The sequence below is a fragment of the Polaromonas sp. P3_B1 genome, assembly GCF_056402935.1.
Genome location: NZ_JBFUGK010000022.1, coordinates 50106 through 74182, shown reverse-complemented (window position 1 = coordinate 74182; position 24077 = coordinate 50106). Strand labels below are relative to the sequence as shown.

Genomic DNA, 24077 nt, shown 5'->3' with positions numbered 1-24077 from the left:
TCAGGGTGTTTCCGTTCGAGCTTGTCGAAGGGGCTTCGACAGGCTCAGCCCGAACGGTTGGTGCTTTAAGGTGCGCCCCCAAAATCACCGTTCGCCCTGAGCTTGTCGAAGGGCTTGGTTACCCTTCCCGCGTCCCGTCTCAGGTCACCAGCTTGACCGCCGTCGCCGCATCCAAGGCCACAATGCGCGCCAGCAGCGCATCGGCCGCGTCCCGGTCTTCCTCGTTGCGCGCCATCACACCGTAGGCCACCTGCAGGCCGTCCAGCGCCATGGCCGGGTCCCAGGCGCCGAGCTGGTGGCGGTCTATGGCCTCGACCACGGCATGCGCGAAAGCCTTGAGCGCCGCGCCGGGGCGGTGCTGCAGCAGCAGCTCGCACAAACGGATCTGCAGCAGCAACTGGTCGCGCGCCGAGGGCTGCAGCGCGAGCTGCTCCTGCAGGCAGGCGGCCGCGCTCGCGAGGTCGTCGTTGGCCGCCAGCGCGCGCGCATTGCCGATGGCGGCCGTGACTGCATCACTCGCGCGGCCACCGGCAGCGGGTCCGCCGCCTCCTGCTGCCACACCGGGCAGCAGCGTGGCCAGCCAGTCCAGGGTGTCGCCGGCGGCAAAGGGCATGCCGCTCGAAAACGAGAGTTTTTCCAGGCCCGGCAGCCGCGCCAGCAGGCGTGCCGTTTCGTTGCACACTTCCTGGCGAGCGGCCGCATAGCCGCTGCCCATGCGCCCCAGCGCCGCGGCGCAGACGCCGTTGAGGTCCAGCCAGAAGGGGAAGGCCGCCAGCTGGGCTTCGGCGAAGGCCACGAGCTCGGCATCCGACTGGCTGTCCTTGAGCCGGGCCAGCGCGTCGCTGACCTGTGAAATCGGCGGCGCGATGCGGGTCTGGCCGCCGTCGGCCGGCGGCAGGGCCTCCAGCGTCGACCAGGCCGCCGTGCGGTTCAAGCGATAAGACAAGGGGTTGCTGCTGTCATTGGCCAGAAACCATTCGGCCAGGCTGCCCAGGCGCGAGCAGGCTTCCTCCAGCGCGCGCTCGACGTTGTCGGCCGAGTCCAGCAGCAGCGTGGCCGGTGGGGGGCCGGCGGCCGCCGCGGGCGAAGGCGAGGCGGCCGCCTCCACGGGGGCCGGCTCTTCGGCCGGTTTTTCCTCGATCACCGTCAGGGTGTTGACCAGGGTCAGCAGCGCGCGCATGGAAGGCGCTTCGCTGTCCTTGTCGGCCAGCAGCGTGTCCAGGGCCTGCAGGCTGGTCGTCAGGCGTGCCACGAGCTCGGCTTCCTGCGGCGGCAGCGCGCCCCAGTCGGTTTCGGTGGCGCGCTGCTGCACACGGTCTATCAGCCACTGCAGCGCGTTGCGGCGACCTCGCATGCGCTTGAGCCCCGGGTACAGCGTGTCCCAATAGCCCTGCAGCATGTCGGCCAGCACCTTGAGGCCGTCGGCCAGGCCGTAGAGGCCGCGCGTTTCCAGCAGGCCGCCGGCCAGGTAGCAGGCCACCAGCAGGTCCTTGCCCTTGGTGGACAGCAGCTCGGTGGACCACTGGTTGACCTTGTTCCAGTCCATGGTCACGCTGTGCACCGGGCTGGCCAGCTTGGCGACCTCGGCCTCCAGCAGCTCGAAGGCGGGCTCCTCGCGTACTTCGTTGCCGGCGGGCTGCGGCCCGGCGATGGGCTGCTTGCCGAGTTCGGTGATCAGGTCAGTGGTCATAAGCAACGGAAAAAGAGTGCCATGGAAAAAAGACGGAATGCAGGGTTCATTCCCACAGTGCTTCCACCTCGGCATTGAGGAAGTAGCCGACGCCGCGCTCGGTGCACAGCAGCTTGGGGTTTTTTGCGTCGGCCTCGAGCTTGCGGCGCAGCCGCAGTATCTGCACGTCGATGGCGCGGTCGTAGATGTCGTCGAAGGCGCGCGTGCGCTCCAGCAGCTGCTCGCGCGAGATGATGCGCCCCGGTGTGCCGAGGAAGACCGCCAGCAGGTTGAACTCGGCGTTGGTCAGCGATACCGGCTTGCCTTCGGGCGAGGTCAGGCGGCGCGTGTTGAGGTTCAGGCCCCAGGCCGCGAAGCGGTAGGCGCGCGGATGCTTGCCGCGCGTGACGGGCACCTGCACTCCGCTGTGGCTGGGGCGCTCGCCGGCCGGCTCGCCCGACGCGCTTGCACCGCCGGCGCGCCGCGTCACCGCGCGTATGCGGGCCAGCACTTCGCGCAGCGAAAAGGGCTTGGTGATGTAGTCATCGGCGCCCAGCTCAAGCCCCATCACGCGGTCGGCTTCTTCCAGCCGGCCCGTCAGGCAGATGATGGAAATGTTGGCCTCGGCGCGCCATTTGCGCGCCAGGTCTATGCCGTCGCCGTCGGGCAGGTTGAGGTCCAGCAGCACCAGGCTGTAGGCCGTGTTGGAGACGGCCTGCACCGCTTCGGTCGCGGTGGCCACGCCCGTCACCGACAGGCCGTGGCCCGTCAGGTAGTCAATCAGCAATTTGCGCAGGGCGTCGTCATCGTCGACGACCAGGATGGATTGGGGTTGTTTGGGCTGCGTCATGGCTGGAGCTTGCCTTCTTCTTCATCAACATCGCCGTCGTGCCGGGCGGGCGGGGAATCGGAACGTCCAGTGGCCATTTTGACGGCCTGGCGCAGGGCCGCTGCGTCGAAGGACCCGGTAATGGTAACCACGCCGGCTTCATGCGCGATGACGGCTTCGTCGTTGGCGCCGGTGCAACGCACCAGCGGCAGGGTGGGGACCGCCTGGCGCAGCGCGGCCAGCAGGTTTTCGCCGGCTGCCTCCGAATCCAGCCACACCAGCAGCTCGGTGTGCTCGCCCAGGCCTTGCAAGCCTTGCGGGTCGCCGGCGATGACGGCCGGGTCATGGCCGGCGGGCTCGAAACCCAAGGCGGCCAGGGCGTCTTCGGTGCGCTCGCGCGCCTGGGCATCCTGCGCCACGACGAGCACCGTCTCGCCCTGGCCCAGCGGTGGTGGCGGCGGCGCCGGTACAGGATTTTGAGACACCTGCTCGGCAGCCAGCAGCGGCAGCATCAGGCTGAAACGTGTGCGCTGGCCATGGCCCGTCCACACCGACACGCCGCCCGCATGGTCGGCCGCGACGCCGGCAACGATGGCCAGGCCCAATCCGGTGCCGTGGCCTTTTCCATGGCCCTTGCCGCCCTGCGAGGAGCGCGAGGAAAAGAAGGGGTCAAAGAGCTGGTGTACATGCGCCGGCGCGACGCCGCTGCCGTCGTCCAGCACGTCCAGCCAGGCGCAATCGCGCTCCAGCGTGTCGCCGACGCCGGTGTCGGCTTCGCGTGCATAGCCGGCCGGCGCCTGGCCTGGCGACGTTGTCAGGCGCAGCTCGACGCGGCCGGCCGCGGCCTGCGAGGCGTTGCGCAGCAGGTTCAGGATGGCGCGGGTCAGCTGGCCCCGGTGCACCAGCACCGGCACGGGCGCCACCGGCACCCGCACTGTCAGCCGTATGCCGGCCGGCAACAAGGGGGTGGCCAGCGCCACCGCTTCGGACACCAGGTCGCGCAAGTCGCCGGCCTCGCGCGTGCGCGCGCCGCGGCGGCCGGCCAGCAGGATCTGCTCCGTCAGGTCCTTGCCGCGCGCCACGGCGGCCGACACCTCGCCCAGCGGGGCACGCACCGGCAGGCCGGCTTTTTCACGCTCCACCGCGAGCTCGGCATAGCCGCCCACCGCCCCCAGGATGTTGTTGAAATCGTGCGCAATGCCCCCGGTGAGAAAGCCCATGGTCTCAAAACGCCGGGCGCGCTCCAGGCGCAGGTTGAGCTTCTGCCGTTCATTCACCGCAATGCCGACGAAGAAGGACAGGATGGCGAGGCCGGCGAGGTCCACCTGCAATTCCCAGGTGCCGTCTTCGCCGCCGAGGCTGGCGCTGTAGGGCCCGTAATCCGCCATGGCCAGGCCTATGCCGATGGCGGCTGCCGCCAGCACGCCCAGCGACGCCGCCCGCAGGCCGCCGCTGATCGCCGCCCACACCAGCACCAGCGACAGCAGGGCGCGCAGGACCTCCCTCGGGAAACCCGGCAGCAGGGCCGACGCAGCCATCAAGCCTGCGGCGATCACGGCGGCCGCCAGGGCGACGGCCGGCTTGTCGCCGGGCGATGCGGCGGCCCGGGCCTGGCGCGAACACCAGGCCAGCAAGGCCGGCAGCAACACCAGCACGGCCAGGCCGTTGCCGACCAGCATGACGCGCCATTCCTCGAGCCAGGCGGTGTGTTTGGTCACCGCGCCTATGGTGGCCCCCAGGGCCGCCACCACGCTGGTGGCCAGCAGCGGCAGCAGGACCGTGAAGCGCGCGAGCTTGCGGGTGCTGTCGATGTCGCCGTTCTCGCTGACCAGGCGCCGGCCCAGGAAGGCGTACAGCGCCACCTCGAACACATTGAGCAGCGCGAAGGCCGCATCGGCGCTCACCGACAGCGGGTCGGCGTCGCCCACCAGCATCATGGACAGGAAAATCGCGACCAGGAAAACAGGCCATCGGCGATAGGGCAGGCTCCACAGCAGGGCCGCACCCAGCGCCGGCGCAGGCCAGATGATGGCGGCCAGGGTATCGGGGCGCGACGTGTAGGCGGCCGGGGTGGACAGGATGGCATAGACAAAGGCCAGCAGCACGGCCAGCAACGCCAGCCGGAAGGGATTGGCCGGGTCCTGCAGGGCCGGCATGGCGAGCACGCCGCCGGCGCTTTGCCCTTTCGCCGGGCTCACGGAGGCGAGCTCGGCCTGTCCATTGCGTTGCATCTGCGGGTTCTGCATTTGTGGTGCCTGTGCATGGGCCTTGCGCAGCCCGCCGGGGCGCGGTGCGCGAGTGTCTCCGGCCCTGCACGGGTGTCGCCCTCCGGGGAAGTGCCCAGTGTAAGCAATTGGCGCTAGGGCCTGTTAACGCTATTGATGCAAGATGCGTTGCGAGTCAAAAAGGCCTTGAGCAAGGCGCAAAACGCAGGCGGGGTAGACCCCGTCAAGGCTTTGCAGCGCCGCGCAAGGCCTTTTTGATCGCAACCCGGAGGGAATGGGGTGAAAACGGCGCCACTCAGCGTTGCACTCCTAGCCCAGACACCCGGTCTGGGCGTCGTCGCGCGCCTTGATTGGCACCGTTTTCACCCCATTCGCATTTGCATCAATAGCGTTAACAGGCCCTAACCGGGCACCGATTTCGTCAACCCTGCGCAACATCGGCGCGGCGCATGCGGCCGGGGGCGCTTGCGGGCCGCCATGAGCCGCTGACTGGCCCTAAACTCGGTCCATGGACACCCTCCCAACGACACGGCCGGCCCAGAGCGTTGCCGACCTCTCGCGCGAGGAGTGGGTGGAGATGCGGCTGATCCACACCTTCATGCGTTATGCAAGGCCTGCGCTGCATTCCGCGCTGGTGTTGATCGTGGTCATGGTGGTCATTCTTTATCACCGCGTCGACACGCTGAACCTGGGCCTGTGGGCGGCGGCCGCGGCGGCCGTGACCGTGGTGCGTTACGGCGTCATCGGCATCTACCAGCGCAACCTGACCGGCGTCAGCGGCCCGCCCCTGCGCGCCTTCATGGCGAAATACGGCTGGACCTGGTCGGCCAGCGCCCTGGTCTGGGGCGCTTCCATGTTTGTCTACTTCCTGCGGGCGCCGGTGTACGACCAGTTCCTCTGCATGGTCGTGCTGGTGGGCATGGCCGGTTTCGCGGTGGGCACGTTTTCATCCTGGCTGCCCTGCTTCAAGAATTACGTGAACGGCCTGGGGATCTCGGTCGTGGCCGCGCTGCTCTACGAACTGGTGATGGAGCGCGGCCTGCCCCCGAGCTTCAACACCTACGGCATGCTGGCGCTGGTGCTGATTTACTGGGCCGTGATCCGCATCTCGGGCCTGCGCTTTCACGAGGTGCAGCGCATCAACCTTGAGCTGCAGTACGACAACTCCATGCTGATCAAGTCGCTGACCGAGCAGAGCCGGGCGGCGCTGGAAGCGGTCGAAATCAAGAACCGCTTCATCGCCAGCGCCGCCCACGACCTGCGCCAGCCCGTGCATGCCCTGGACCTGTACGCCGGCTGGCTGGCCGCCGAGCCCGAATTCGTCGAGCAGATCACACCCAAGATCGTGCGTTCCACCAAGGCCGTCAACGACTTGTTCAATTCCCTGTTCGATCTGGCGGGGCTGGAAACCGACCCGCTCAGGGTGAACCTGCAGGAAGTGGACCTGGCGGGGCTGCTGCAGGACCTGGAGGCGCAGTACGCGCCCTTTGCCCGTGAGCGCGGCCTGCGCCTTCGGGTCCGCGCGGCGCCCGGCACCGTCAGGTCCGACCCGGTGGTGCTGCAGCGGCTGGTCGGCAATTTGCTGTCCAACGCGCTGCGCAATACGCACCGCGGCGGCGTGCTGATCGCGGTGCGCCGGCGCGGCGGCGTGCCACGCATCGAAATCTGGGACACCGGCGTCGGCATCGCCAAAGAGCACCAGCAGGCGATCTTCCAGGAGTTTTACCGGATTCCCCTGCAGGGCACCGAAGAGGGCTTCGGCCTGGGGCTGGCCATCGTGTCGCGGCTCAGCGCGGCGCTGGGGCATCCAGTAGGGTTGGCTTCCCGGGCTGGGCGGGGGAGTGTTTTTTGGGTTGAGCTTAGGGTTTAGGGGCGGGTCTTGCGCCGGCCTTGCGCGCTCTTGCGTTTTGCCTTTTGCTTAGGCTTGCTGGCCGGGACTCGCCCCGGCGGGCGAGGCACTTTTACCGAAACCCGCAAAGCGGGTTTTCTTTGTTCGCCAAAGGCGCGCTACGCGCGCGGGGTTTGCTCACTTCGCGCAGCGAAGTTACGCAAACACCAAAAGTACCCAAAAGAAAGGCGACCCGCAGTCTGGGTCCCTCCGCTTCGCTTCGGGCAACCTGCGGTGCTCGACTACGGCGGGGTCTCGCGCAAACTCGCCTTCGGCTCAGACAAGCGCGATCCCTGATCCGCCTACGTCTGCGCTCCTCGGCCCAGCCAGGACGGGGCAATCGGGAGCGGGGAAAGAAGATAAAGAAGACAAATACCAACAAGGACACGCCATGGCGTGTCCTTGTTTCTTCAGGTATTCGGTATTGGTATTTTTTGTCCTCACCCCTTGTGGATGCGCCGCGGAGCGCAGGGCCAGACGGATCAGGGCAAAAACTTGTTTGAGCGAAGCGAGTTGTTTTTGACCCCGGCTGGACCGAGCACCGCAGGTTGCCCCGGAGCGAAGCGGAGGGGACGCAGGAACCAGGGTCGCCTTTTCTTTGCTTACTTTCTTTTGGCGAAGCAAAAGAAAGTGAGTTGCCGCCAGGCAACCCCCGGCCAGCAGAACCAGGTTTTAGTTAGCCGACCGTAGACGGTCAAAGGCCTGTCAGAGCAGGCCTTGGGTGCGCGCCAGGTGGCTCGCCTGGGAGCGGCTCTTGACGTTGAGGCGGCGGAACAGGCGCCACAGGTGCACTTTGACGGTGTGCTCGCTGATCTGCAGTTCTTCGGCGATGTCGCGGTTGCTCATGCCCTTGTCCAGCATCACCAGCAGCTGTTTCTGCCGCTTGGAGAGCTTTTCGGTCGGGGTGGAGGGTTCCGGGTCCAGGTCTTCGCTGAGGAAGACGCGCAGCACGTTGGAGATCTCGGTCGCGCCGGCCGACTTCTGGATGTAGGCATCCGCGCCGGCCTCGATGGAGAGGTCCTCGTAGTCCTGGGCCGGGGCCGCAGACAGCACCACCAGGGGCACGGTGGGGAATTGCTGCTTGAGTTCGCGCACGCCGGAGACACCGTTGGTGTCGGGCAGGCGCAAGTCCAGGCAGATAAGTTCGGGGATGCCTTGTTCCTGCACGGCCGGAGTCACGGCGGCGAGCCGGTCCAGCTCGGTCACGGTGGCCTTGCTGCTCAGGCGGCGGATCAACATAACAACCGCTTCCCGCATGAGCGGATGGTCATCTATTACAAAAATACTCATTAATTAAGTCTGAAGGAATTGGGCCTATTAACCATCGAGCATAACTGTTGTATGTCAACTTTAGTGCATAAATAAACGGGCGATTGCGGTATTTTTTCAGAACGCTGATCCAAAAAAACAACAAGCTCAGGGGCCGAAAAACCGGAAAACCGCCGCCAGATCGTCTTCGCTGACCCCCGGCAGGGCCTGTGCACGCCCTTGCCGCAGCGCAGCAAGGCCGTCTTTTTGCAGCGCCGCAATGGCCTGCGCGGCCTCGCGGGGCGACTCAAATCCCTCGCTTTGCAGCAGCACCCGGGCTTGGTCGTCCTGCAGCTTGAAGTAAAAGAGGCCGTCCTTTTCCCGGTATTGCTTGAAGGCCGGCGCAGCGCTTTTGGCCGCCTTGGCCTTGGTTGAAGCGGCCGGGAGGGTGTCGAGCTTGCGCMGGCCCACGGCGCGCCGCAGTTCGGCCATGAAGGGCGTGGCTTCGGCGCGGGCCTTGCGGGCCCCGGCCTGGAGGATGTCCTCGATCTTGCCGGGGTCGGCCATCAGCGCGTGGTAGCGTTCGCGCATGGGCGCGACTTCACGGTCTATGCGCTCGAACAGCGTCTGCTTGGCGTCGCCCCAGGCAATGCCTTCGGCGTAAGCCTTGCGCAATGCGGCCGTTTCTTCGGCGCTGGCGAAGGCCTGGTAGATCTGGAACAGCGCCGAGCCTTCCACGTCCTTGGGCTCGCCCGGGGCGCGCGAATCGGTCACGATGCCGTTGATCAGCTTGCGCAACTGCTCGCGCGGCGTGAACAGCGGAATCGTGTTGTCGTAGCTCTTGCTCATCTTGCGCCCGTCCAGGCCGGGCAGCAGGGCGACCGATTCCTCGATCACCGCCTCGGGCAGCACCAGGTGCTCGCCGTAGAGGTGGTTGTAGCGCTGGGCCATGTCGCGCGCCATCTCGATGTGCTGGATCTGGTCGCGCCCCACCGGCACCTTGTGCGTCTTGAACAGCAGGATGTCCGCGCCCATGAGCACCGGGTACATGAAGAGCCCGGCGGTCACGTCGGCATCCGGGTCGTTGCCAGCTGCCTCGTTCTTGTCGACGGAGGCCTTGTAGGCATGGGCGCGGTTGAGCACGCCTTTGCCCGTCACGCAGGTCAGCAGCCAGGTCAGCTCGGGAATTTCGGGGATGTCGGACTGGCGGTAAAAGGTCACGCGCTCCGGGTCCAGCCCGGCGGCCAGCCAGCTCGCCGCGATCTCCAGCGTGGACTGCTGGATGCGGGCCGGCTCGTCGCACTTGATCAGCGCGTGGTAGTCGGCCAGGAAATAAAAGCTGCGCACGTCGCCGCGAAAGCTGGCCTGCACCGAGGGCCGGATGGAGCCGACAAAATTGCCCAGGTGGGGCGTGCCGGTGGTGGTGATGCCGGTCAGGAAGCGGGTGGTTTTATCGGAAGAGGTCATGGTGACTGGGGGGAGTACAGGGAGCCATCAGGCTCAACGAAGCAAAAACATGAGAGGCGTTAAAAGCAGGCTGATGACGGCATAACCGGCCGCCATGAGCGGGCGCAACCAGACCGCTCCCACAACGCCTATGACGGCCAGGCCCAGCACCGCAAAAAAGCCCCAGGGCTCGACGCGCGACAGCCATTGCGCTTGCCTCAGGGGCAGCAGGCCGATGAGGATGCGGCCGCCGTCCAGCGGCGGCAGCGGAAAAAGATTAAATGCCCACATCGCGAGATTGACCATGATGCCGGCCTGCGCCATTTTGAGAAAGAACACCTCCTCCATTCCCAAGGCTTTCATCGTGAGCAGGCCGAATGCCCAGAGAAAGGCCTGGGCGAAGTTGGACATCGGGCCTGCCAGCGACACCCAGATCAAGTCCCGCTTGGGGTTGCGCAGCCGGCTGAAATCAACGGGTGAGGCCTTGGCATAGCCAAAAAGAAGGGTCCCCGCGCTCGCCAGGTACAGCAGCAAGGGCACGACAAAGGTACCGATGGGGTCGATGTGCTGTAAGGGATTCAGGGTGATGCGACCCATCTCTTCGGCAGTGGTGTCGCCGAAATAACGGGCAGCCTCGCTTCGGGCCACGCCGTACAGGGTGATGGCAAGCAGCACCGGTAGCGTATAAATGGCGACGGTTTGAATCAGGTTAGCGATATCCATGCCTGGATTGTCTCATTGGACTGTGAGCCCCCACGTTCGCTCGCTGCGCGTGGCTCTCTACCCCCCGAGGGGGCGCTGCGCCTGCAGGCCCGGCCCTTCGACAGGCTCAGGACAGGCCGAGGCCGGTCCCGCAGCCCCTGCTTGAAGGCAGACGTGTCGACTCGGTTTGCCGCCTCAAAGACCTAGTGCCGCCAGCTCACCGCGCCCCTGCCGCACGACCACCGGCTCGCCGCCTTCTCCCATGGGCGTGAGGTCTATCACCGTGGTGGCTTCCTGGTGGCAGGCGCCGGCGTCTATCACGGCGGCCAGTTCATGCTCGAGCAGGCTGCGTATCTCGTGCGCGTCGTTGAGCGGCTCGCCGCCGCCGCGCGGGATCAGGGTGGTGGCCAGCAGCGGCGTTCCGTGCAGCTCCAGCAACGCTTGCAGCACCTTGTGCTCGGGCACGCGCAGGCCGATCGTTTTGCGCGACGGGTGGCTCACGCGGCGCGGCACTTCCTTGCTCGCTTCGAGGATGAAGGTGTAGGGCCCGGGCGTCGCGGCTTTCAGCAGGCGGAACTGCTTGTTGTCGACGCGCGCGTAGTTGGCCAGTTCGCTGAGGTCGCGGCACAACAGGGTCAGGTGGTGCTTGTCGTCCACCCCGCGTATGCGGCGCAGGCTGTCGGCCGCGGCCTTGTCGTCGAGGTGGCAGACCAGCGCATAACTCGAATCGGTGGGCACGGCCGCGATGCCGCCGCGTTCCAGCAGCGCCACCGCCTGCTTGAGCAGCCGGGTATGCGGGTTCTCGGGGTGGACTTCAAAAAACTGGGCCATGGTGCGCTGCTTTCGCCTTCCGGGTTCAGGATTCGACGGGCTCTATCAGCACGCGGCTCTGGCGCACCGCCAGCCAGGCGCCCGTCGCGCCGCAGACGGCGATCATGACCATGCCCAGCATGGACCAGCGGTCCGGCACGTGCGAGAACGCGATCCAGCCGCCCAGCATCGCAAAGCCGATCTGCGCATAAAGAAAGGGCGTGAGCGTGGACACCGGCGCGCGGCCGTAGGCCAGGATCATCATGAAATGGCCGACCGTGCCCATCAGGCCCATCAGTGCCAGGCCGGCCCACAGCGTCCAGGAGTCCAGCGCGGCCCAGACAAAGGGCAGGGCCAGCGAAGCGGCCAGCGTGCCCACCCAGCCGGTGTAGAAATGCATGGTGAGAGGGTCTTCGGTACGCGCCAGACGGCTGGTCAAAATCTGGAACCAGGCATTGCAGATCACCAAGCCCAGCGGCAGCAGCATGGCCCAGTTGAAGTCGTCGCCGTCGGGCCGGATGATGATGATCGTGCCGGCAAAGCCGCCCACCACCAGCGCCCAGCGCAGCCAGGACACGCGCTCGCCCAGGGTCAGCGAGGCCAGCAGCGTGATGACCAGCGGCGTGATCATCACGATGGCGGTGAACTCGCCCACCGGCATGTGCCGCAGGCTGTAGAACGCAAAAAGACTGGTGAACAACAGCAGCAGGCCGCGCAGCAACTGGTATTTGGGGTGGGCCGTGCGCAGCACCGACAGCCCGCGCGACGGCAGCACCGCCAGCGTGGTGGCCACGGCCTGGAAGGCGTAGCGAAACCACAGCGCCATCAGCAGCGGCACGCTGTTGGCAATGACCTTGGTGGTGGTGTCCAGCACGGCGAAGCAGGCGACGGCGCCCACCAGAAGTGCGATGCCGGCCGGGGCGTTGGCGGTTCTTGCGGGCCCGGCCATCACTGGATGCGGTCCGCCAGCAGTTCCCACACCGGCGTCAGCTCGCCGGGCAGGAAAGGCAGGGTGCCCAGGTCCGTGTGGCTTTCGTCGGGGCTGTGGAAGTCGCTGCCGCGCGAGGCGGCCAGGCCGAACTCTTTGGCCGTTTCGGCGTACTTGATGTATTCCTGCGGCGTGTGGCTGCCGGTGACGACCTCCACGCCGCGCCCGCCGTGGGACTTGAACTCGGTGAACAAGGCGTATTCCTCGTTGGGGGTGAACTTGTAGCGGCCCGGGTGGGCGATCACCGCGACGCCCTGGGCCTGGGTGATCCAGGTCACGGCGTCGCGCAGCGTGGCCCAGCGGTGCGGCACATAGCCGGGCTTGCCTTCGGTCAGGTATTTGCGAAAGACTTCATTGGTTTCGCGGCACACGCCGCTTTCGACCAGAAAGCGCGCGAAGTGCGTGCGCGAGATCAGCTCGGGGTTGCCGACGAACTTCAGCGCGCCTTCGTAGGCGCCCTTGATGCCGACCTTGGCCAGCGAGTCCGACATTTCCATGGCGCGCTGCTCGCGCCCGCCGCGCGTGTTGCGCAGGCCTTGCATGATCTCGGGATTGCCGGCGTCAAAACCCAGGCCCACGATGTGCACCGTCTGCCCGGCGAAGGTGACCGAGACCTCGGTGCCCGTCAGGTAGTTCATGCCCTGGGCCTTGGCGGCCGCCGCGGCACGCTGCTGCCCGCCGATCTCGTCGTGGTCGGTCAGGGCCCAGAGCTCCACCCCGTTGGCCTTGGCCCGTTCCGCCAGCGCCTCCGGCGTCAGCGTGCCGTCCGACACCACAGAGTGGCAATGCAGGTCGGCATTCAGGATGTTTTGGGGTGTCACAGGGCCATTTTAGGCCTTCTGCTTCTGCAGTGCAGTGCGCGCTCACATATCCTCTCGCGGCTGTGCACCTGCTGGGCAATCTTGCTCCTTCCCCCTCTGGGGGAAGGCGGGGATGGGGGTTCTCCGCCCTGCGATCCAAAGCCGGCCATGCCATCCATCGCTGCAGGCCCCCATCCCAACCTTCCCCCAGAGGGGGAAGGGGGCTTTTTACAAGCCCAGGGCGGTCAATTCGGGCGACAGGTTTTCCCAGGGCACATCAAAGCCCGGCTTGGCGCGCTGCGGCGGCGGCGCGTGGCTGCGCAAGGCCCAGTGCGCGCCGGCGAGCACGCTGTCGATGAGGGGCACGCCCAGCCCGGGCTGCAGCGCCGCGGCCATGCCGGCCAGGCCCGCGCCGCCCAGAATCACCGCCTGCGCGCCCAACTGGCGCACCGCATCGCGGCAGGCCTGGGCCAGCAGGGTGCGCGCGGCGGCCGGGTCGGCAGCCAGCTGCGCGCCGGTCGGCGCGACGGTGTGGATGCCGGCCAGCGAAGGCGCATGGCCCAGCGCCTGGGCCAGCCGCTGCAGCATGGGACCCCAGCGCTCGCCCCCGGTGACGATGGCAAAGCGGCCGTGGCGCGCCGCCTCGATAAAGGCCGCCTCGGCCAGGCCGGTGACCGGCACCGGGCTGCTCTCGCGCAGCGCCAGCAGGCCAGGGTCGCCGAAGCAGCCGATCAGCACCGCGTCGGGTGCCGCCCCGGGCGCCGCGAGCGCCGCCGCCCAGGCGTCCAGCGCTGCATGCGCGGCCACCGCATAGCTGGCCTCGTCCGAAATATAGGGCGCGCCGAAACGCGCGGTGACGGTGCTGACCTGCACATGCAGCCCGGCGGCCGCCTGCACATGGGTTTGCAGCAGTTCGCTGACCGAGGCCGACGTATTCGGGTTAATGACCAAAAGTCTGCGCATGCGGGTGCGCCCTACACCGTGCCTGAAAAGAGGCTGGACAGGTCGGGCGCCTCGCCCGCCGGTGGCGTGAACTGCAGCTGCGACTCCAGGCGCGTCAGGTGCTCGCGCATGTGGCGCGCCGCTTCCCGCGCGTCGCGCAGGCGTATCGCGTCCAGCAGCACGCGGTGTTCGCGGCAGCGGCAGGCGGCGGCGCCGTCACGGCGGTCCTCGCGCATGGCCCCCAGGGCCGTGCCGTAGGTCATCAGGATCAGCGAGGTGCGCGAGGTCAGCTCGCGCAGGATGYGGCCCAGCGTCTGGTGGCCGGCGCGCTCGGCGATCTGCAGGTGGAAGTCGCCCGACAGCCGGATCGCGCGGTGCATGTCGCCGGCCAGCCGCGCGGCTTCCTCGTCGTCGATGCAACGCTTGAGCTGCCGCATGTCGGCCTCGTCGGCCTTGGCGATGAACAGCTCCACCAGCGTGGGTTCTATCAGCCGGCGCACCTCGAAGACCTCGCGCGCCTCCTGTTCGGTGGGCTGGGCCACGGTGGCGCCGCGGTTGGGTACCAGCGTGACCACCTGCTCATTGGCCAGGCGCATCAGCACCGGGCGTATGCGCGTGCGCGACACGCCGAAGGCGCCGGCCAGCTTGTCTTCCCCGAGCTTGGTGCCCGGCGGCAAGCGGTGGTCCAGGATGGCCGAGACCACGCGCTCATACATCTCGGTGTCGGTCGGGGGCGCGGCGGGCGTTGCCGTGTTCGTTGGTGTCATCGCTGTCCTTTTTTCTGCCGCTTGCCCAGCCACCAGGCCAGGCCCATGGCCAGGGCCACCACCCCCAGCGACACCACGGTGGTGACGGTGCCCAGCGCATAGATGGCCGGCGTGGTGACGGTGGTCGTCAGGCCCTGCAGTTCCAGCGGCAGTGTATTCACGTCGCCTATGGCCTGCGAGGTGCGGGCGATTTCGTCCCAGCTCAGGGTGAAACCGAACATGCCTATGCCCACCACCGAGGGCGCGATCAGCGGCAGCACCACGTGGCGAAAGCCCTGCCACGGCGTGGCGCCCAGGTCGCGCGCGGCTTCCTCGTAGGCCGGGTTGAAGCGGTTGAACACCGCGAACATGATGAGCAGGCCGAAGGGCAGCGTCCAGGTCAGGTGCGCGCCCAGCGCCGAGGTAAAGAGGCCCAGTGCCGTGCCGTAATCCTCGAGCGCGCCAGCCATGCCCAGCAACTCCAGAACCTTCTTGATGCCGCCGTCCAGCAGGCGGAACTCCAGGCCTATGCCCAGCGACACGATGATGGAGGGCATGATCAGGCTGGCCACCACCACAAAGAACAAGGTGTTGCCGCCCGCGAGCTTTTTGCGAAAAGCCAGTCCCGCGAGCACCGAGAACAGCACCGTGAACGCCGTCACCGCCAGGCCCAGGCCCAGCGAGCGCTTGAGCGCCGCGCCTATGTCCACCACGCCCAGCCCCTCGGCCAGCTTGTGGAACCAGTGCAGCGAGACGCCGCGCAGCGGAAAGGTCAGCCCGCCTTCCGGGCCCTGGAAGCTCAGCAGCACGATGATGAACATCGGCCCGTAGAGAAACAGCACGAACAGCGCAAAAAACGCGGCGAGGAGCCAGAAACCGGCAGAGCGTTTATCGGACATAGCTTAGAACCTCCGCAGGAGGGGCCGCAGCGCCGGGCCGCCCCAAGCAAGGCGAGCCCCCTCGGGGGGCAGCGTAGTACACGAAGTGACAAGCGTGGGGGTCATAGTTCTTTGCGGATATCGACCAGCCGCGTCAAGGCCCAGATGATCATCAGCACCACGGCCAGCAGGATCACCGCATTGGCCGCCGCCAGCGGGAACTGCAGGTAGGAGGTCTGCACCTGGATGACCTTGCCGATGGAGGCGATCTGCTGGCCGCCCATGACGCCTATGGTCACGAAGTCGCCCATCACGATGGTGAGCACAAAGATGGAGCCGATGATGATGCCCGTGCGCGACAGCGGCACGATGACGTTCCACAGCGTCTGCCAGGCCGAGGCGCCGCTGTCGTTGGCCGCCTCGATCAGGCTGCGGTCTATGCGCATCATCGAGTTGAAGATGGGCACGATCATGAACATGGTGTACAGGTGCACAAAGGCCAGCACCACTGAAAAATCCGAGAACAGCAGCCACTCGAGCGGCTGGTTCACCACGCCCATGCCCACCAGGCTCTGGTTGACCAGGCCGTTGCGACCCAGCAGTGGTACCCAGGAGATCATGCGGATCACGTTCGACGTCCAGAACGGGATGGTGCACAGCACAAAGAGCAGCGTTTGCGCGCCCTGCGAACGCACGTGGAAAGCCAGGAAGTAAGACACGGTGAAACCGGTCACCAGCGTGATCAGCCAGACCAGCAGGCTGAACTTGAAGGTCGACAGATAGGTCTTGAAGGTCACGCACAGGTCCGCGCCGCTGCCGCAGCCCTCAAAAATGGCGAAGTAATTCTTCAGCGTGAAGCCGGGCAGCAGCTCGTATTCATTGAAGTCCCAGAAGCTCACCGTCAGCACCAGCGCCAAGGGGATCAGGAAGAACAGCACAAACACCGACGCCAGCGGCAATGCCTGCCACCAGGCGGCAAGGCTGCGGCCAGGAGTGGATGTGGCTGAAGGTAGGGATGCGGTAGGTGTGCTCATGTTCTGGGTCTTGTTCCCTCTCCCCCTGGGAGAGGGTTAGGGTGAGGGCAGCTGCGGGCGCCGCCGGCCCTCACCCCTGCCCTCTCCCAGAGGGAGAGGGAGTAAGAGGGGAATGCGTTCAGGCTGCTACAAACTCATTCCATTTTTGAACCATGTAATTGTTTTCATCCATCACCGCGTTCCAGCAGGCAATCCCGCCCATGCGCGCCTCGTAGCTGCCGCCGTCGCGCACCGCGCCGGCCTTGGCCAGCACGTCGCCGGTGGGGCTCTTGATGTCCTGCGAGGCGGGCTTGCCTTCCATCCAGTAAGCCCACTCATAGGCTTCCATCTTGGCCTTGGCGGTTTCCAGTACGGCGCTGTAATAGCCCTGGCGGTTCAGGTAGGCGCCGGCCCAGCCGTCGAGGAACCAGTTGATGAATTCATAGGCGCCGTCCAGCTTTTTGCCCGAGAGCGTGGCGGGCAGACCGAAGCCGGCGGCCCAGGCGCGGTAGCCTTCCTTGAGCGGCTGGAAGTTGCAGGCGATGCCCTTGGTGCGCACGGCCGTCACGGCGGGGCTCCACATGGACTGGATCACCACCTCGCCCGAGGCCATCAGGTTGACCGACTCGTTGAAGTCCTTCCACAGCGCGCGGAACTGGCCGGCCTTTTTGGCCTCGATCAGGGTGGCGATCGTTAGGTCGATCTCCTTCTTGGTCATATTGCCCTTGTCCGGGTATTTGTAGATGCCCTTGGCTTCCACCACCATGGCCGCGTCCATGATGCCGATGGACGGGATGTTCAGGATCGCGGCCTTGCCCTTGAACTCCGGGTTCAGCAGCTCGGCCCAGGAATTGATGGGGCGCTTGATCAGGTCGGGGCGTATGCCCAGCGTGTCGGCGTTGTACACCGTGGGGATCAGCGACATGAACTGCGTCGGGCTCTTGGCGAAGACCTTGCTCTTTTCGCCCTCCAGGTAAATCACCTTCTTGGGCGCCGTGCCCTGGTCGCCCACGGCCTTGCCGGCCACGGTGCCGGTGGTGAACAGCGTGGTGATCTTGTCGGCGTTCTTGATCTTTTTGGTGTCTATGCCCTTCAGGTTGCCGGTGGGCACGATCTTCTTGAGCGAGAAGTACTCGGTGTCTATCAGGTCAAAGCTGTTGGGCGCGGTCACTGCGCGTTTGGTCACGTCGTCGGTGGTGACGGCCACGTACTGGATGGTGATGCCGGTGTCGGCCTTGAATTTTTCGGCGATCGCCTTGTCCTGGTTCACCGCGGTGCCCAGGTAGCGCAGCACGATTTTTTCCTGCGCATGCACGGCCGGGAACATGCCCGTGGCCAGGATGCCCGCCGTGCCCTTGAGCAGGGCGCGGCGCGGCAGGCCGCCCGCAGGGGTGCCGTCGGCGATATCTTGCGGGTTCTTTTGATCAGGAAAGGCGTCGGACATGGTGAAACTCCTGGTGAAGCGGTTGAGGGAAAGTGATACTTGGTATGACCCCTCTCCCCCTGGGAGAGGGAGCAAGAAAAGAGGGCTGGTCGCAGTCATTTGTCAGGCCTGCAGCGTGTGCGCCGCCTCGGGCGCCCATGACAGCTGCACCGCATCGCCGGGCGCATAGGGGCGGGCCGCGAAGGCCGCCTCGGGCAGCATCACCGACAGCTCGGCCGTGCTGCTGGCGGTGAGCGACACGCCAGGGTTTTGCAGGCCCAGCAGCACATAGGTGCCCTGGTATTCGACGTCGGTGACCACGGCGCGCCGGTTGTGCGGCGCGTCGGGCGCGGCCTCGCCGGCCGGCGTGATGCGCATCTGGTCGGTGCGCACGCCTATGCGGCCCGCCGGCGTGTCCAGCACGTTGTGCCCGCCCATGAAGCGCGCCACAAATTCGCTGGCGGGGCGGTTGTAGATCTCATGGGGCGAGCCCTGCTGCTCGATGCGCCCGTGGTTCATCACCACCATGGTGTCGGCCAGCGCCATCGCTTCTTCCTGCGAATGGGTGACGTGGATAAAGGTCAGGCCCAGCTCTTTCTGCCAGCGGCGCAGCTCGGCACGCATCTGGATGCGTAAAAACGGGTCCAGCGCCGACAGCGGCTCATCCAGCAGCAGCACGCGCGGCTGGGTGATCAGCGCGCGCGCCAGCGCCACGCGCTGCTGCTGCCCGCCCGAGAGCTCGGCCGGCTTGCGTTCGGCCAGGTGCCCCATCGCCACGCGCTCCAGCAGTTCCTGGGCCTGGCGCCGCCGCGCCGCCTTGTCCACCCCTTTCATCTTGAGGCTGAAGGCCACGTTGTCCAGCGCCGACAGGTGCGGGAACAGCGCGAAGCTCTGGAACATCATGGCCGTGCCCCGGCCGGCGGCCGGCAGGTCGGTGATGTTGCGGTTTTCCAGCAGGATGTCCCCGCTGGTGACCGACTCATGGCCCGCCATCATGCGCAGCGTCGTGCTTTTGCCGCAGCCCGAAGGCCCCAGCAGGCAGCAGTAGCTGCCGCCGGCAATGCGCAGGTTAATGCCGTCCACCGCCGGCCTGTCCTGCTGCGCATAGCGTTTGGTCAGCGCGACGGCTTCAATGGCGGCGGGCGCGGGGTTGGCTGGGGCGTTCATGCCGGCCTTGTGTGCAAGGCCTGTGCCAGATTTGTATGCGATTTTTCAGAAGATTGTGTACAAAATGCCTGTTTCTGGTGCCCGGCCGCCCCCGCGGGGTGCAAAGCGGCCGGCCGCGGTGCGCGCCGTGGCGGCTGTGGCGGCTTCAGGGCGACGCGGCATGGCCTACCATGCGTCCATCGCTGATGTCCAACGGAGCCACCTCTTGATCACCCTGCACCACCTCAACAACTCCCGCTCGCAACGCATCCTCTGGCTCATGGAGGAGCTGGGCCTGCCCTATGAGATCCAGCGCTACCAGCGCGACCCCAAGACCATGCTGGCCCCGCCCTCGCTGCGCGCCGTGCATCCGCTGGGCAAGTCGCCGGTCATTACCGACGGCGAACTCACCCTGGCCGAATCGGGCGCCATCATCGATTACCTGGTGGGGCGCTATGGCGCCGGGCGGCTGGCCCCGGCGGCCGGCACGCCCGAGCACCTGCGCTACACCTACTGGCTGCACTACGCTGAAGGCTCGGCCATGCCGCCGCTGTTGCTCAAGCTGGTCTTCGACAAGATCGAGAACTCGCCCATGCCGTTTTTTGTGAAGCCGATCGCGCGCGGCATCGCCGGCAAGGTCAAGAAGACCTTTATCGAACCGCAGCTCAGGCAGCACCTGGACTTTCTTGAAATGTCGTTGCCGCAAGGCGGCTGGTTTGCCGGCAAGGAGTTCAGCGGCGCCGACATCCAGATGAGCTTCCCGCTGGAAGCCGCCGCCGCGCGCGGCGGGCTCAACGAAAGCCGGCCTCGCCTGATGGATTTCCTGGCACGCATCCACGCCCGGCCCGCCTACCAGCGCGCGATAGAGCGCGGCGGCGAGTTCGAACTGCAGTGAGGTCCACCTTTCACCAGAGGAGGAGCGGCCTTTTTTCTTCCTCCTTCCCCCTTTGGGGGAAGGCAGGGATGGGGGCTCTACGGCCTGTGATTTAGAGCACGCCCCGCCATCCATCGCCGCAGGCCCCCATCCCAACCTTCCCCCAGAGGGGGAAGGAGTGTTTTGAAGGCGCGTTCGTCGGCAAACTCAGATTTCCGCACCCTCGACCAGAAAGCGCACGCGCTTCACGCCCTGCCATTCGTCGGCGTCCAGCCGGAAGGCCAGCTTGACCCGTGCCGGCAGCGCCTCGGTATGGCCGAACCAGATGCCGTCCACCGGCTGGCCCTGGTGCTTGAGCTTGAGCGCCAGGTGTTTTTCGCCGACCAGGCGCTGCGACACCACTTCCACCACCTCGCTAAAGGTGGGCGCGGCAAAACCCTGGCCCCAGACTTCCTTGTGCAGTGTGTCGACCAGGTCGGCGCGCCGGTATTCGGGCGCCAGTGGGCCGTCGGTGTCCATGCGGCGCGTCAGCGTGGCCGCGTCCAGCCATTCATGCGCCACCTGCTGCAGCGCCTGCTCGAAGAGCTCGAAATTTTCCTCGGCGATGGTGCAGCCGGCCGCCATCGCGTGGCCGCCAAAACGCAGCAGCACGCCCGGGTGGCGCTTGGTCACCAGGTCCAGCGCGTCGCGCAGATGAAAGCCGGGGATGGATCGGCCCGATCCCTTGAGCTCATGCTCCTTGCCCGGCGCCTGGCTGGCGGCAAACACAAAGGTCGGCCTGTGCAGCTTGTCCTTCACGCGCGAGGCCACGATGCCGACCACACCCTCATGGAATTCCGGATCGAAGATCGCGATCGCCGGCGGCGGCTCCTCATCCTCATCGATCATCGCGTCGGCCGCCAGCTGCGCCTGCTCGCGCATGCCGGCCTCAATGTCGCGGCGCTCGCGGTTGATGCCGTCCAGCGTCTTGGCGAGCTCTTCGCCGCGCGCCGCGTCGTCGGTCAGCAGGCATTCAATGCCCAAGGTCATGTCGCTGAGCCGGCCCGCCGCATTGATGCGCGGGCCCAGCGCAAAGGCAAAGTCAAATGTCGTGGCTGCGGCTGCCTGCCGCCCCGCCGCGCTGAACAAACCCGCCAGGCCGGCCGGCAAATGGCCGGCGCGTATGCGCTTCAAGCCTTGCGCCACCAGGCGGCGGTTATTGGCATCCAGCTTCACCACGTCGGCCACCGTGCCCAGCGCCACCAGCGGCAGCAGCGTATCCAGCTTCGGTTGATTCGCCGCATCAAAAGCGCCACGCGCGCGCAGCTCGGCGCGCAGCGCCAGCAGCACATAAAACATCACGCCCACGCCGGCAATCGACTTGCTTTCAAAAGTGCAACCGGGCTGGTTGGGGTTCACGATCACATCGGCCTCGGGCAGCACCACCTGGCCGTCTTTCAGCGCCGGCAGGTGGTGGTCAGTCACCAACACCTGCATGCCCAGTGCGCGGGCGCGTGCCACGCCCTCCATGCTGGCGATGCCGTTGTCCACCGTCACCAGCAGGTCGGCGCCGTTGGCTTTCACACGCTCGGCAATCGGCGGCGTCAGGCCGTAGCCGTCGGTCACGCGGTCGGGCACCAGGTAGCCCACATCCCGCGCGCCCAGCAGCTTCAGGCCGCGCAGCGCCACGGCGCAGGCGGTGGCGCCATCGCAGTCGTAATCGGCCACCACACAAATCTTTTTGCCGGCGGCCATCACGTCGGCCAGCAGCCTGGCCGCCTCCAGCGCGCCGCGCAGCGAGGAAGGCGGTAGCAGCCGGCCCAGGCCGTCATCAAGCTCGTCGGCCGAATGCACGCCCCGCGCCGCATAAAGCTGCGCCAGCAGCGGGTGTATGCCGGCCTGCTGCAGCGCCCAGACGCTGCGCGGCGGGACTTCGCGTACCTGGATTTTCATGAGGGGGTTTAAAACTCTCTATATATGAGGGGGTACTGGGCGCTGGGGCTTACAGCCGCTCCAGTACCGTCAACAAAGGGGTGGGGGCCAGGCTGGCCGCGATTTTGGCGAAGAAACCCTGGCGGCTGGTCTCAAACGTGGCCGCGCCGCGTTCGCCGCACAGCGTCAGTCGCACGGCCTCGCCCGCGCGCTGGCGCGCCAGCAGGGCGCCAATCTCGTTCGCATCCAATGCAGCCCAGGCCTGGGCATAAGCCGCCCAGTCGTCGGCAAACACGGCTTGGGCCAGGCTGCGCGGCATGGTGATTTTCTCCCTCTCCCTCTGGGAGAGGGTTGKGGTGAGGGCTGACGGCCTACCAAAATCCTGCGAATGGATCGAAGGCTGCAGGCCCTCACCCCCGCCCTCTCCCAGGGGGAGAGGGAGTAAATCGGGTACGGCGGCCAGCGCACCCGTGCCGCTGGGCCAGAATGAATTCACCGGCAACTGGCGCCGCGCAGCGCGTTTGTCGTTCAGCGCATGGGTGTAAAGCAGCATCTGCATCTCGTTTTGCAAAAGCTTGATCTTGCGCGCCGTGCTGTTGGCATCGCTTTTGTCCTGCTTGGGCAGCCAGGGGTCCACATTGCGGCCCAGCACCCGGTCCAGCGAGGCGGTCGGCAGGCTGCGAAACAGCTCGCCTTCGGCCAGCCAGCGCGCCGGCCCCAGGGCAGGTACGTAGTGCAGCGTGATGCCGTCGCCCTCGAAATAAGGCTGCATGGCGGCCAGCAGGGTGCGTGACTCGCCCTCCTCAAGGCCCAGCGCGGCCGGGTCCGTCAGCGTGGCGTGCTCACGGCCCATGGCCCAGTGGCAGGGTGTGATCCAGGCCCAGGCCTTGCCGCCGGCGCCGCCCGGCAGGTGCAGCGCCGCATCGCGCGCCGCCCAGGGAATCAGGCCGTCGGGCGTGCCCGAATCCGCGATGCCCAGCGCCCGGGCCAAAGCCCGTTCATGCGGCGGCGATAGCGTGTGGGCATCGGCCTCATCAGTGTGCACTGACTTCATGCCCTTGAGCAGCTGGGCCAGGTTGCGTGTGCTGTCGGCCGGCAGCGCCTTCATCGCCGGCAGCCAGGCCTCCGCGCCGCAGGCCGCGAAGGGCAGCAGCAGTTGCGGCCCGGTGAAAGAGGTGGGGGATTTGGCTGACATGGGGCTATTGTCCGGGATGCCACAATGAGACCTCTAAAAAAATCGCAGCCGCCGCCGCGCGGGTGCCTGCTGACAAGTATGCAAATCCCCTATGAGCTGATCCTCGGCTGGCGCTACACCCGCGCCGGCCGCGCCACCCGGCGCAACGGCTTTATCTCTTTTATCTCGGGTGTCTCCATGCTGGGCATCGCGCTCGGCGTCGCGGCGCTCATCATTGTGCTCAGCGTGATGAACGGCTTCCAGAAAGAAGTGCGCGACCGCATGCTGGGCGTGATCTCCCACATTGAAGTCTTCGCGCCAGGCGGCCTCGCGCTGCCCGACCCCGCCAAAACCCTGGCTGAAATCAAGGCCAACCCCAACGTCACCGGCGCCGCCACTTTTATCGCCGCCCAGGCTTTGTTGGCCCGCGGTGAAGACATGAAGGGCACCCTGGTGCGCGGCATAGACCCGGCGCTCGAAGGCCAGGTCACCGACCTGGCTGCCACCTCGGCCCCCACGCTGGCCAAGCTGGTGCCCGGCAATTTCGGTGTGGTACTGGGCGGCGAACTGGCCCGCGCTATGGGCGTGCGCGAGGGCGACACCGTCACCCTGATCGCGCCCAGCGGGCAAGTGACCCCGGCCGGCGTGGTGCCCCGCCTCAAGCAGATGACGGTCGTCGGCACTTTTGATTCCGGCCACTATGAATACGACTCGGCCCTGGTCATGATGCACCAGGACGACGCCGCGAAAATCTTCAGGCTCGAAGGCCCCACCGGCATACGCATACGCCTGAAGGATTTGCACCAGGCGCGCGAAGTGGCTTACGAACTCTCCAGAACCCTGAGCGGCGACCTGCTGATACGCGACTGGACGCGCCAGAACAAGACCTGGTTCGCCGCTGTGCAGCTTGAAAAACGCATGATGTTCATCATCCTCACGCTCATCGTCGCGGTCGCGGCCTTCAACCTGGTCAGCACGCTGGTCATGACGGTCACTGACAAGCGCGCCGACATCGCGATTTTGCGCACCCTGGGCTCCAGCCCCAAAAGCATCATGAAAATCTTCATGGTGCAGGGCGCGCTCGTCGGCGTCATCGGCACGCTCTCCGGGTTGGTCCTGGGCCTGGGCATTGCCTTCAACATCGACGTCATCGTGCCCGCCATCGAACGCGCGCTCAACGCCAGCTTTTTGCCCAAAGACATCTACCTCATCAGCCGCATGCCCAGCGAACCGCAATACGCCGACATCATGCCCATCGTCGTGATCTCCCTGGTGCTCGCCTTCCTGGCCACCATCTACCCCAGCTGGCGCGCCAGCCGCGTGAACCCAGCCGAAGCACTGCGCTATGAATGATCAAACCATGAC

General features: G+C 66.4%; 20 protein-coding genes. 3 read left to right on the top strand and 17 right to left on the bottom strand.

Going from position 1 to position 24077, the window contains the following annotated elements:
• Positions 1-139: 139 nt before the first annotated feature.
• The 3 genes from tssA to AC1DXS_RS14355 are packed head-to-tail and all read right to left on the bottom strand — an operon-like array spanning position 140 to position 4729.
• The gene (tssA, locus tag AC1DXS_RS14365) at positions 140-1690 is read right to left on the bottom strand and encodes a type VI secretion system protein TssA (RefSeq protein WP_477738161.1); all 1551 of its coding nucleotides are present in this window, start codon (positions 1688-1690) and stop codon (positions 140-142) included.
• 46 nt (positions 1691-1736) lie between these two features.
• Positions 1737-2519 carry a response regulator gene (locus AC1DXS_RS14360; protein ID WP_477738160.1) on the bottom strand — a complete coding sequence of 261 codons (783 nt, stop codon included), beginning with the start codon at positions 2517-2519 and terminating at the stop codon, positions 1737-1739.
• Positions 2516-4729 carry an MASE1 domain-containing protein gene (locus tag AC1DXS_RS14355; RefSeq protein ID WP_477738159.1) on the bottom strand — a complete coding sequence of 738 codons (2214 nt, stop codon included), beginning with the start codon at positions 4727-4729 and terminating at the stop codon, positions 2516-2518. The genes AC1DXS_RS14360 and AC1DXS_RS14355 overlap by 4 nt, the downstream gene beginning before the upstream one ends.
• Positions 4730-5231: 502 nt before the next feature.
• Here AC1DXS_RS14355 and AC1DXS_RS14350 point away from each other — a divergent pair.
• A complete protein-coding gene (locus tag AC1DXS_RS14350) occupies positions 5232-6593 on the top strand; it encodes a sensor histidine kinase (protein WP_477738158.1) in 1362 nt (453 codons plus the stop codon).
• Positions 6594-7316: 723 nt separating this feature from the next.
• Here AC1DXS_RS14350 and AC1DXS_RS14345 read toward each other — a convergent pair.
• The 12 genes from AC1DXS_RS14345 to AC1DXS_RS14290 form a co-directional block, all read right to left on the bottom strand.
• A complete protein-coding gene (locus AC1DXS_RS14345) occupies positions 7317-7901 on the bottom strand; it encodes a response regulator transcription factor (RefSeq protein WP_477738157.1) in 585 nt (194 codons plus the stop codon).
• Between the two features lie 126 nt (positions 7902-8027).
• Positions 8028-9326: a tryptophan--tRNA ligase gene (locus AC1DXS_RS14340; protein ID WP_477738156.1), complete on the bottom strand. Its 1299-nt coding sequence runs from the start codon at positions 9324-9326 to the stop codon at positions 8028-8030.
• 33 nt (positions 9327-9359) lie between these two features.
• Positions 9360-10028, bottom strand: a complete 669-nt coding sequence (locus AC1DXS_RS14335) for a site-2 protease family protein (RefSeq protein ID WP_477738155.1) — start codon at positions 10026-10028, stop codon at positions 9360-9362.
• 174 nt (positions 10029-10202) lie between these two features.
• Entirely contained in the window at positions 10203-10838 is a 636-nt protein-coding gene (locus tag AC1DXS_RS14330; protein ID WP_477738154.1) for an L-threonylcarbamoyladenylate synthase, read from the bottom strand.
• Positions 10839-10863: 25 nt separating this feature from the next.
• Complete coding sequence (locus AC1DXS_RS14325) at positions 10864-11766, bottom strand: DMT family transporter (RefSeq protein WP_477738153.1); 903 nt, start codon at positions 11764-11766, stop codon at positions 10864-10866.
• A complete protein-coding gene (locus AC1DXS_RS14320) occupies positions 11766-12626 on the bottom strand; it encodes a 3',5'-nucleoside bisphosphate phosphatase (RefSeq protein WP_477738152.1) in 861 nt (286 codons plus the stop codon). The genes AC1DXS_RS14325 and AC1DXS_RS14320 overlap by 1 nt, the downstream gene beginning before the upstream one ends.
• A 207-nt stretch (positions 12627-12833) precedes the next feature.
• Positions 12834-13568, bottom strand: a complete 735-nt coding sequence (locus AC1DXS_RS14315) for an aspartate/glutamate racemase family protein (RefSeq protein WP_477738151.1) — start codon at positions 13566-13568, stop codon at positions 12834-12836.
• Positions 13569-13579: 11 nt separating this feature from the next.
• Complete coding sequence (locus AC1DXS_RS14310; RefSeq protein ID WP_477738150.1) at positions 13580-14314, bottom strand: GntR family transcriptional regulator; 735 nt, start codon at positions 14312-14314, stop codon at positions 13580-13582.
• Complete coding sequence (locus AC1DXS_RS14305) at positions 14311-15192, bottom strand: ABC transporter permease (protein WP_477738149.1); 882 nt, start codon at positions 15190-15192, stop codon at positions 14311-14313. The genes AC1DXS_RS14310 and AC1DXS_RS14305 overlap by 4 nt, the downstream gene beginning before the upstream one ends.
• A 101-nt stretch (positions 15193-15293) precedes the next feature.
• The gene (locus tag AC1DXS_RS14300) at positions 15294-16205 is read right to left on the bottom strand and encodes an ABC transporter permease (protein WP_477738148.1); all 912 of its coding nucleotides are present in this window, start codon (positions 16203-16205) and stop codon (positions 15294-15296) included.
• A 118-nt stretch (positions 16206-16323) separates the two neighbouring features.
• A complete protein-coding gene (locus AC1DXS_RS14295) occupies positions 16324-17628 on the bottom strand; it encodes an ABC transporter substrate-binding protein (RefSeq protein WP_477738147.1) in 1305 nt (434 codons plus the stop codon).
• Positions 17629-17730: 102 nt separating this feature from the next.
• Positions 17731-18774 (bottom strand): ABC transporter ATP-binding protein, encoded by a 1044-nt coding sequence (locus AC1DXS_RS14290; protein ID WP_477738146.1) that lies wholly within the window; start codon positions 18772-18774, stop codon positions 17731-17733.
• 205 nt (positions 18775-18979) lie between these two features.
• On the opposite strand from AC1DXS_RS14290, the gene AC1DXS_RS14285 reads away from it, so the two are divergent.
• Positions 18980-19648, top strand: a complete 669-nt coding sequence (locus AC1DXS_RS14285; RefSeq protein ID WP_477738145.1) for a glutathione S-transferase — start codon at positions 18980-18982, stop codon at positions 19646-19648.
• A gap of 186 nt (positions 19649-19834) precedes the next feature.
• Here the strand turns inward: AC1DXS_RS14285 and recJ are convergent, their stop codons facing one another.
• Both recJ and AC1DXS_RS14275 read right to left on the bottom strand, forming a co-directional pair.
• Positions 19835-21559 (bottom strand): single-stranded-DNA-specific exonuclease RecJ, encoded by a 1725-nt coding sequence (gene recJ / locus AC1DXS_RS14280; protein WP_477738144.1) that lies wholly within the window; start codon positions 21557-21559, stop codon positions 19835-19837.
• 49 nt (positions 21560-21608) lie between these two features.
• Positions 21609-22733 carry a hypothetical protein gene (locus AC1DXS_RS14275; RefSeq protein WP_477738143.1) on the bottom strand — a complete coding sequence of 375 codons (1125 nt, stop codon included), beginning with the start codon at positions 22731-22733 and terminating at the stop codon, positions 21609-21611.
• A 78-nt stretch (positions 22734-22811) separates the two neighbouring features.
• On the opposite strand from AC1DXS_RS14275, the gene AC1DXS_RS14270 reads away from it, so the two are divergent.
• The gene (locus AC1DXS_RS14270; protein WP_477738142.1) at positions 22812-24065 is read left to right on the top strand and encodes a lipoprotein-releasing ABC transporter permease subunit; all 1254 of its coding nucleotides are present in this window, start codon (positions 22812-22814) and stop codon (positions 24063-24065) included.
• The last annotated feature ends 12 nt before the right edge of the window (positions 24066-24077 follow it).

Bases quoted from the DNA above. Each gene is read 5' to 3' on its own strand.
- AC1DXS_RS14335 (WP_477738155.1), bottom strand. From the start codon at position 10,028: ATGGATATCGCTAACCTGATTCAAACCGTCGCCATTTATACGCTACCG.
- AC1DXS_RS14290 (WP_477738146.1), bottom strand. From the start codon at position 18,774: ATGAACGCCCCAGCCAACCCCGCGCCCGCCGCCATTGAAGCCGTCGCG.
- AC1DXS_RS14295 (WP_477738147.1), bottom strand. From the start codon at position 17,628: ATGTCCGACGCCTTTCCTGATCAAAAGAACCCGCAAGATATCGCCGAC.
- tssA (WP_477738161.1), bottom strand. From the start codon at position 1,690: ATGACCACTGACCTGATCACCGAACTCGGCAAGCAGCCCATCGCCGGG.
- AC1DXS_RS14360 (WP_477738160.1), bottom strand. From the start codon at position 2,519: ATGACGCAGCCCAAACAACCCCAATCCATCCTGGTCGTCGACGATGAC.
- AC1DXS_RS14345 (WP_477738157.1), bottom strand. From the start codon at position 7,901: ATGAGTATTTTTGTAATAGATGACCATCCGCTCATGCGGGAAGCGGTT.
- AC1DXS_RS14305 (WP_477738149.1), bottom strand. From the start codon at position 15,192: ATGTCCGATAAACGCTCTGCCGGTTTCTGGCTCCTCGCCGCGTTTTTT.
- AC1DXS_RS14325 (WP_477738153.1), bottom strand. From the start codon at position 11,766: ATGGCCGGGCCCGCAAGAACCGCCAACGCCCCGGCCGGCATCGCACTT.
- AC1DXS_RS14330 (WP_477738154.1), bottom strand. From the start codon at position 10,838: ATGGCCCAGTTTTTTGAAGTCCACCCCGAGAACCCGCATACCCGGCTG.
- AC1DXS_RS14270 (WP_477738142.1), top strand. From the start codon at position 22,812: ATGCAAATCCCCTATGAGCTGATCCTCGGCTGGCGCTACACCCGCGCC.
- AC1DXS_RS14355 (WP_477738159.1), bottom strand. From the start codon at position 4,729: ATGCAACGCAATGGACAGGCCGAGCTCGCCTCCGTGAGCCCGGCGAAA.
- AC1DXS_RS14300 (WP_477738148.1), bottom strand. From the start codon at position 16,205: ATGAGCACACCTACCGCATCCCTACCTTCAGCCACATCCACTCCTGGC.
- AC1DXS_RS14315 (WP_477738151.1), bottom strand. From the start codon at position 13,568: ATGCGCAGACTTTTGGTCATTAACCCGAATACGTCGGCCTCGGTCAGC.
- AC1DXS_RS14350 (WP_477738158.1), top strand. From the start codon at position 5,232: ATGGACACCCTCCCAACGACACGGCCGGCCCAGAGCGTTGCCGACCTC.
- recJ (WP_477738144.1), bottom strand. From the start codon at position 21,559: ATGAAAATCCAGGTACGCGAAGTCCCGCCGCGCAGCGTCTGGGCGCTG.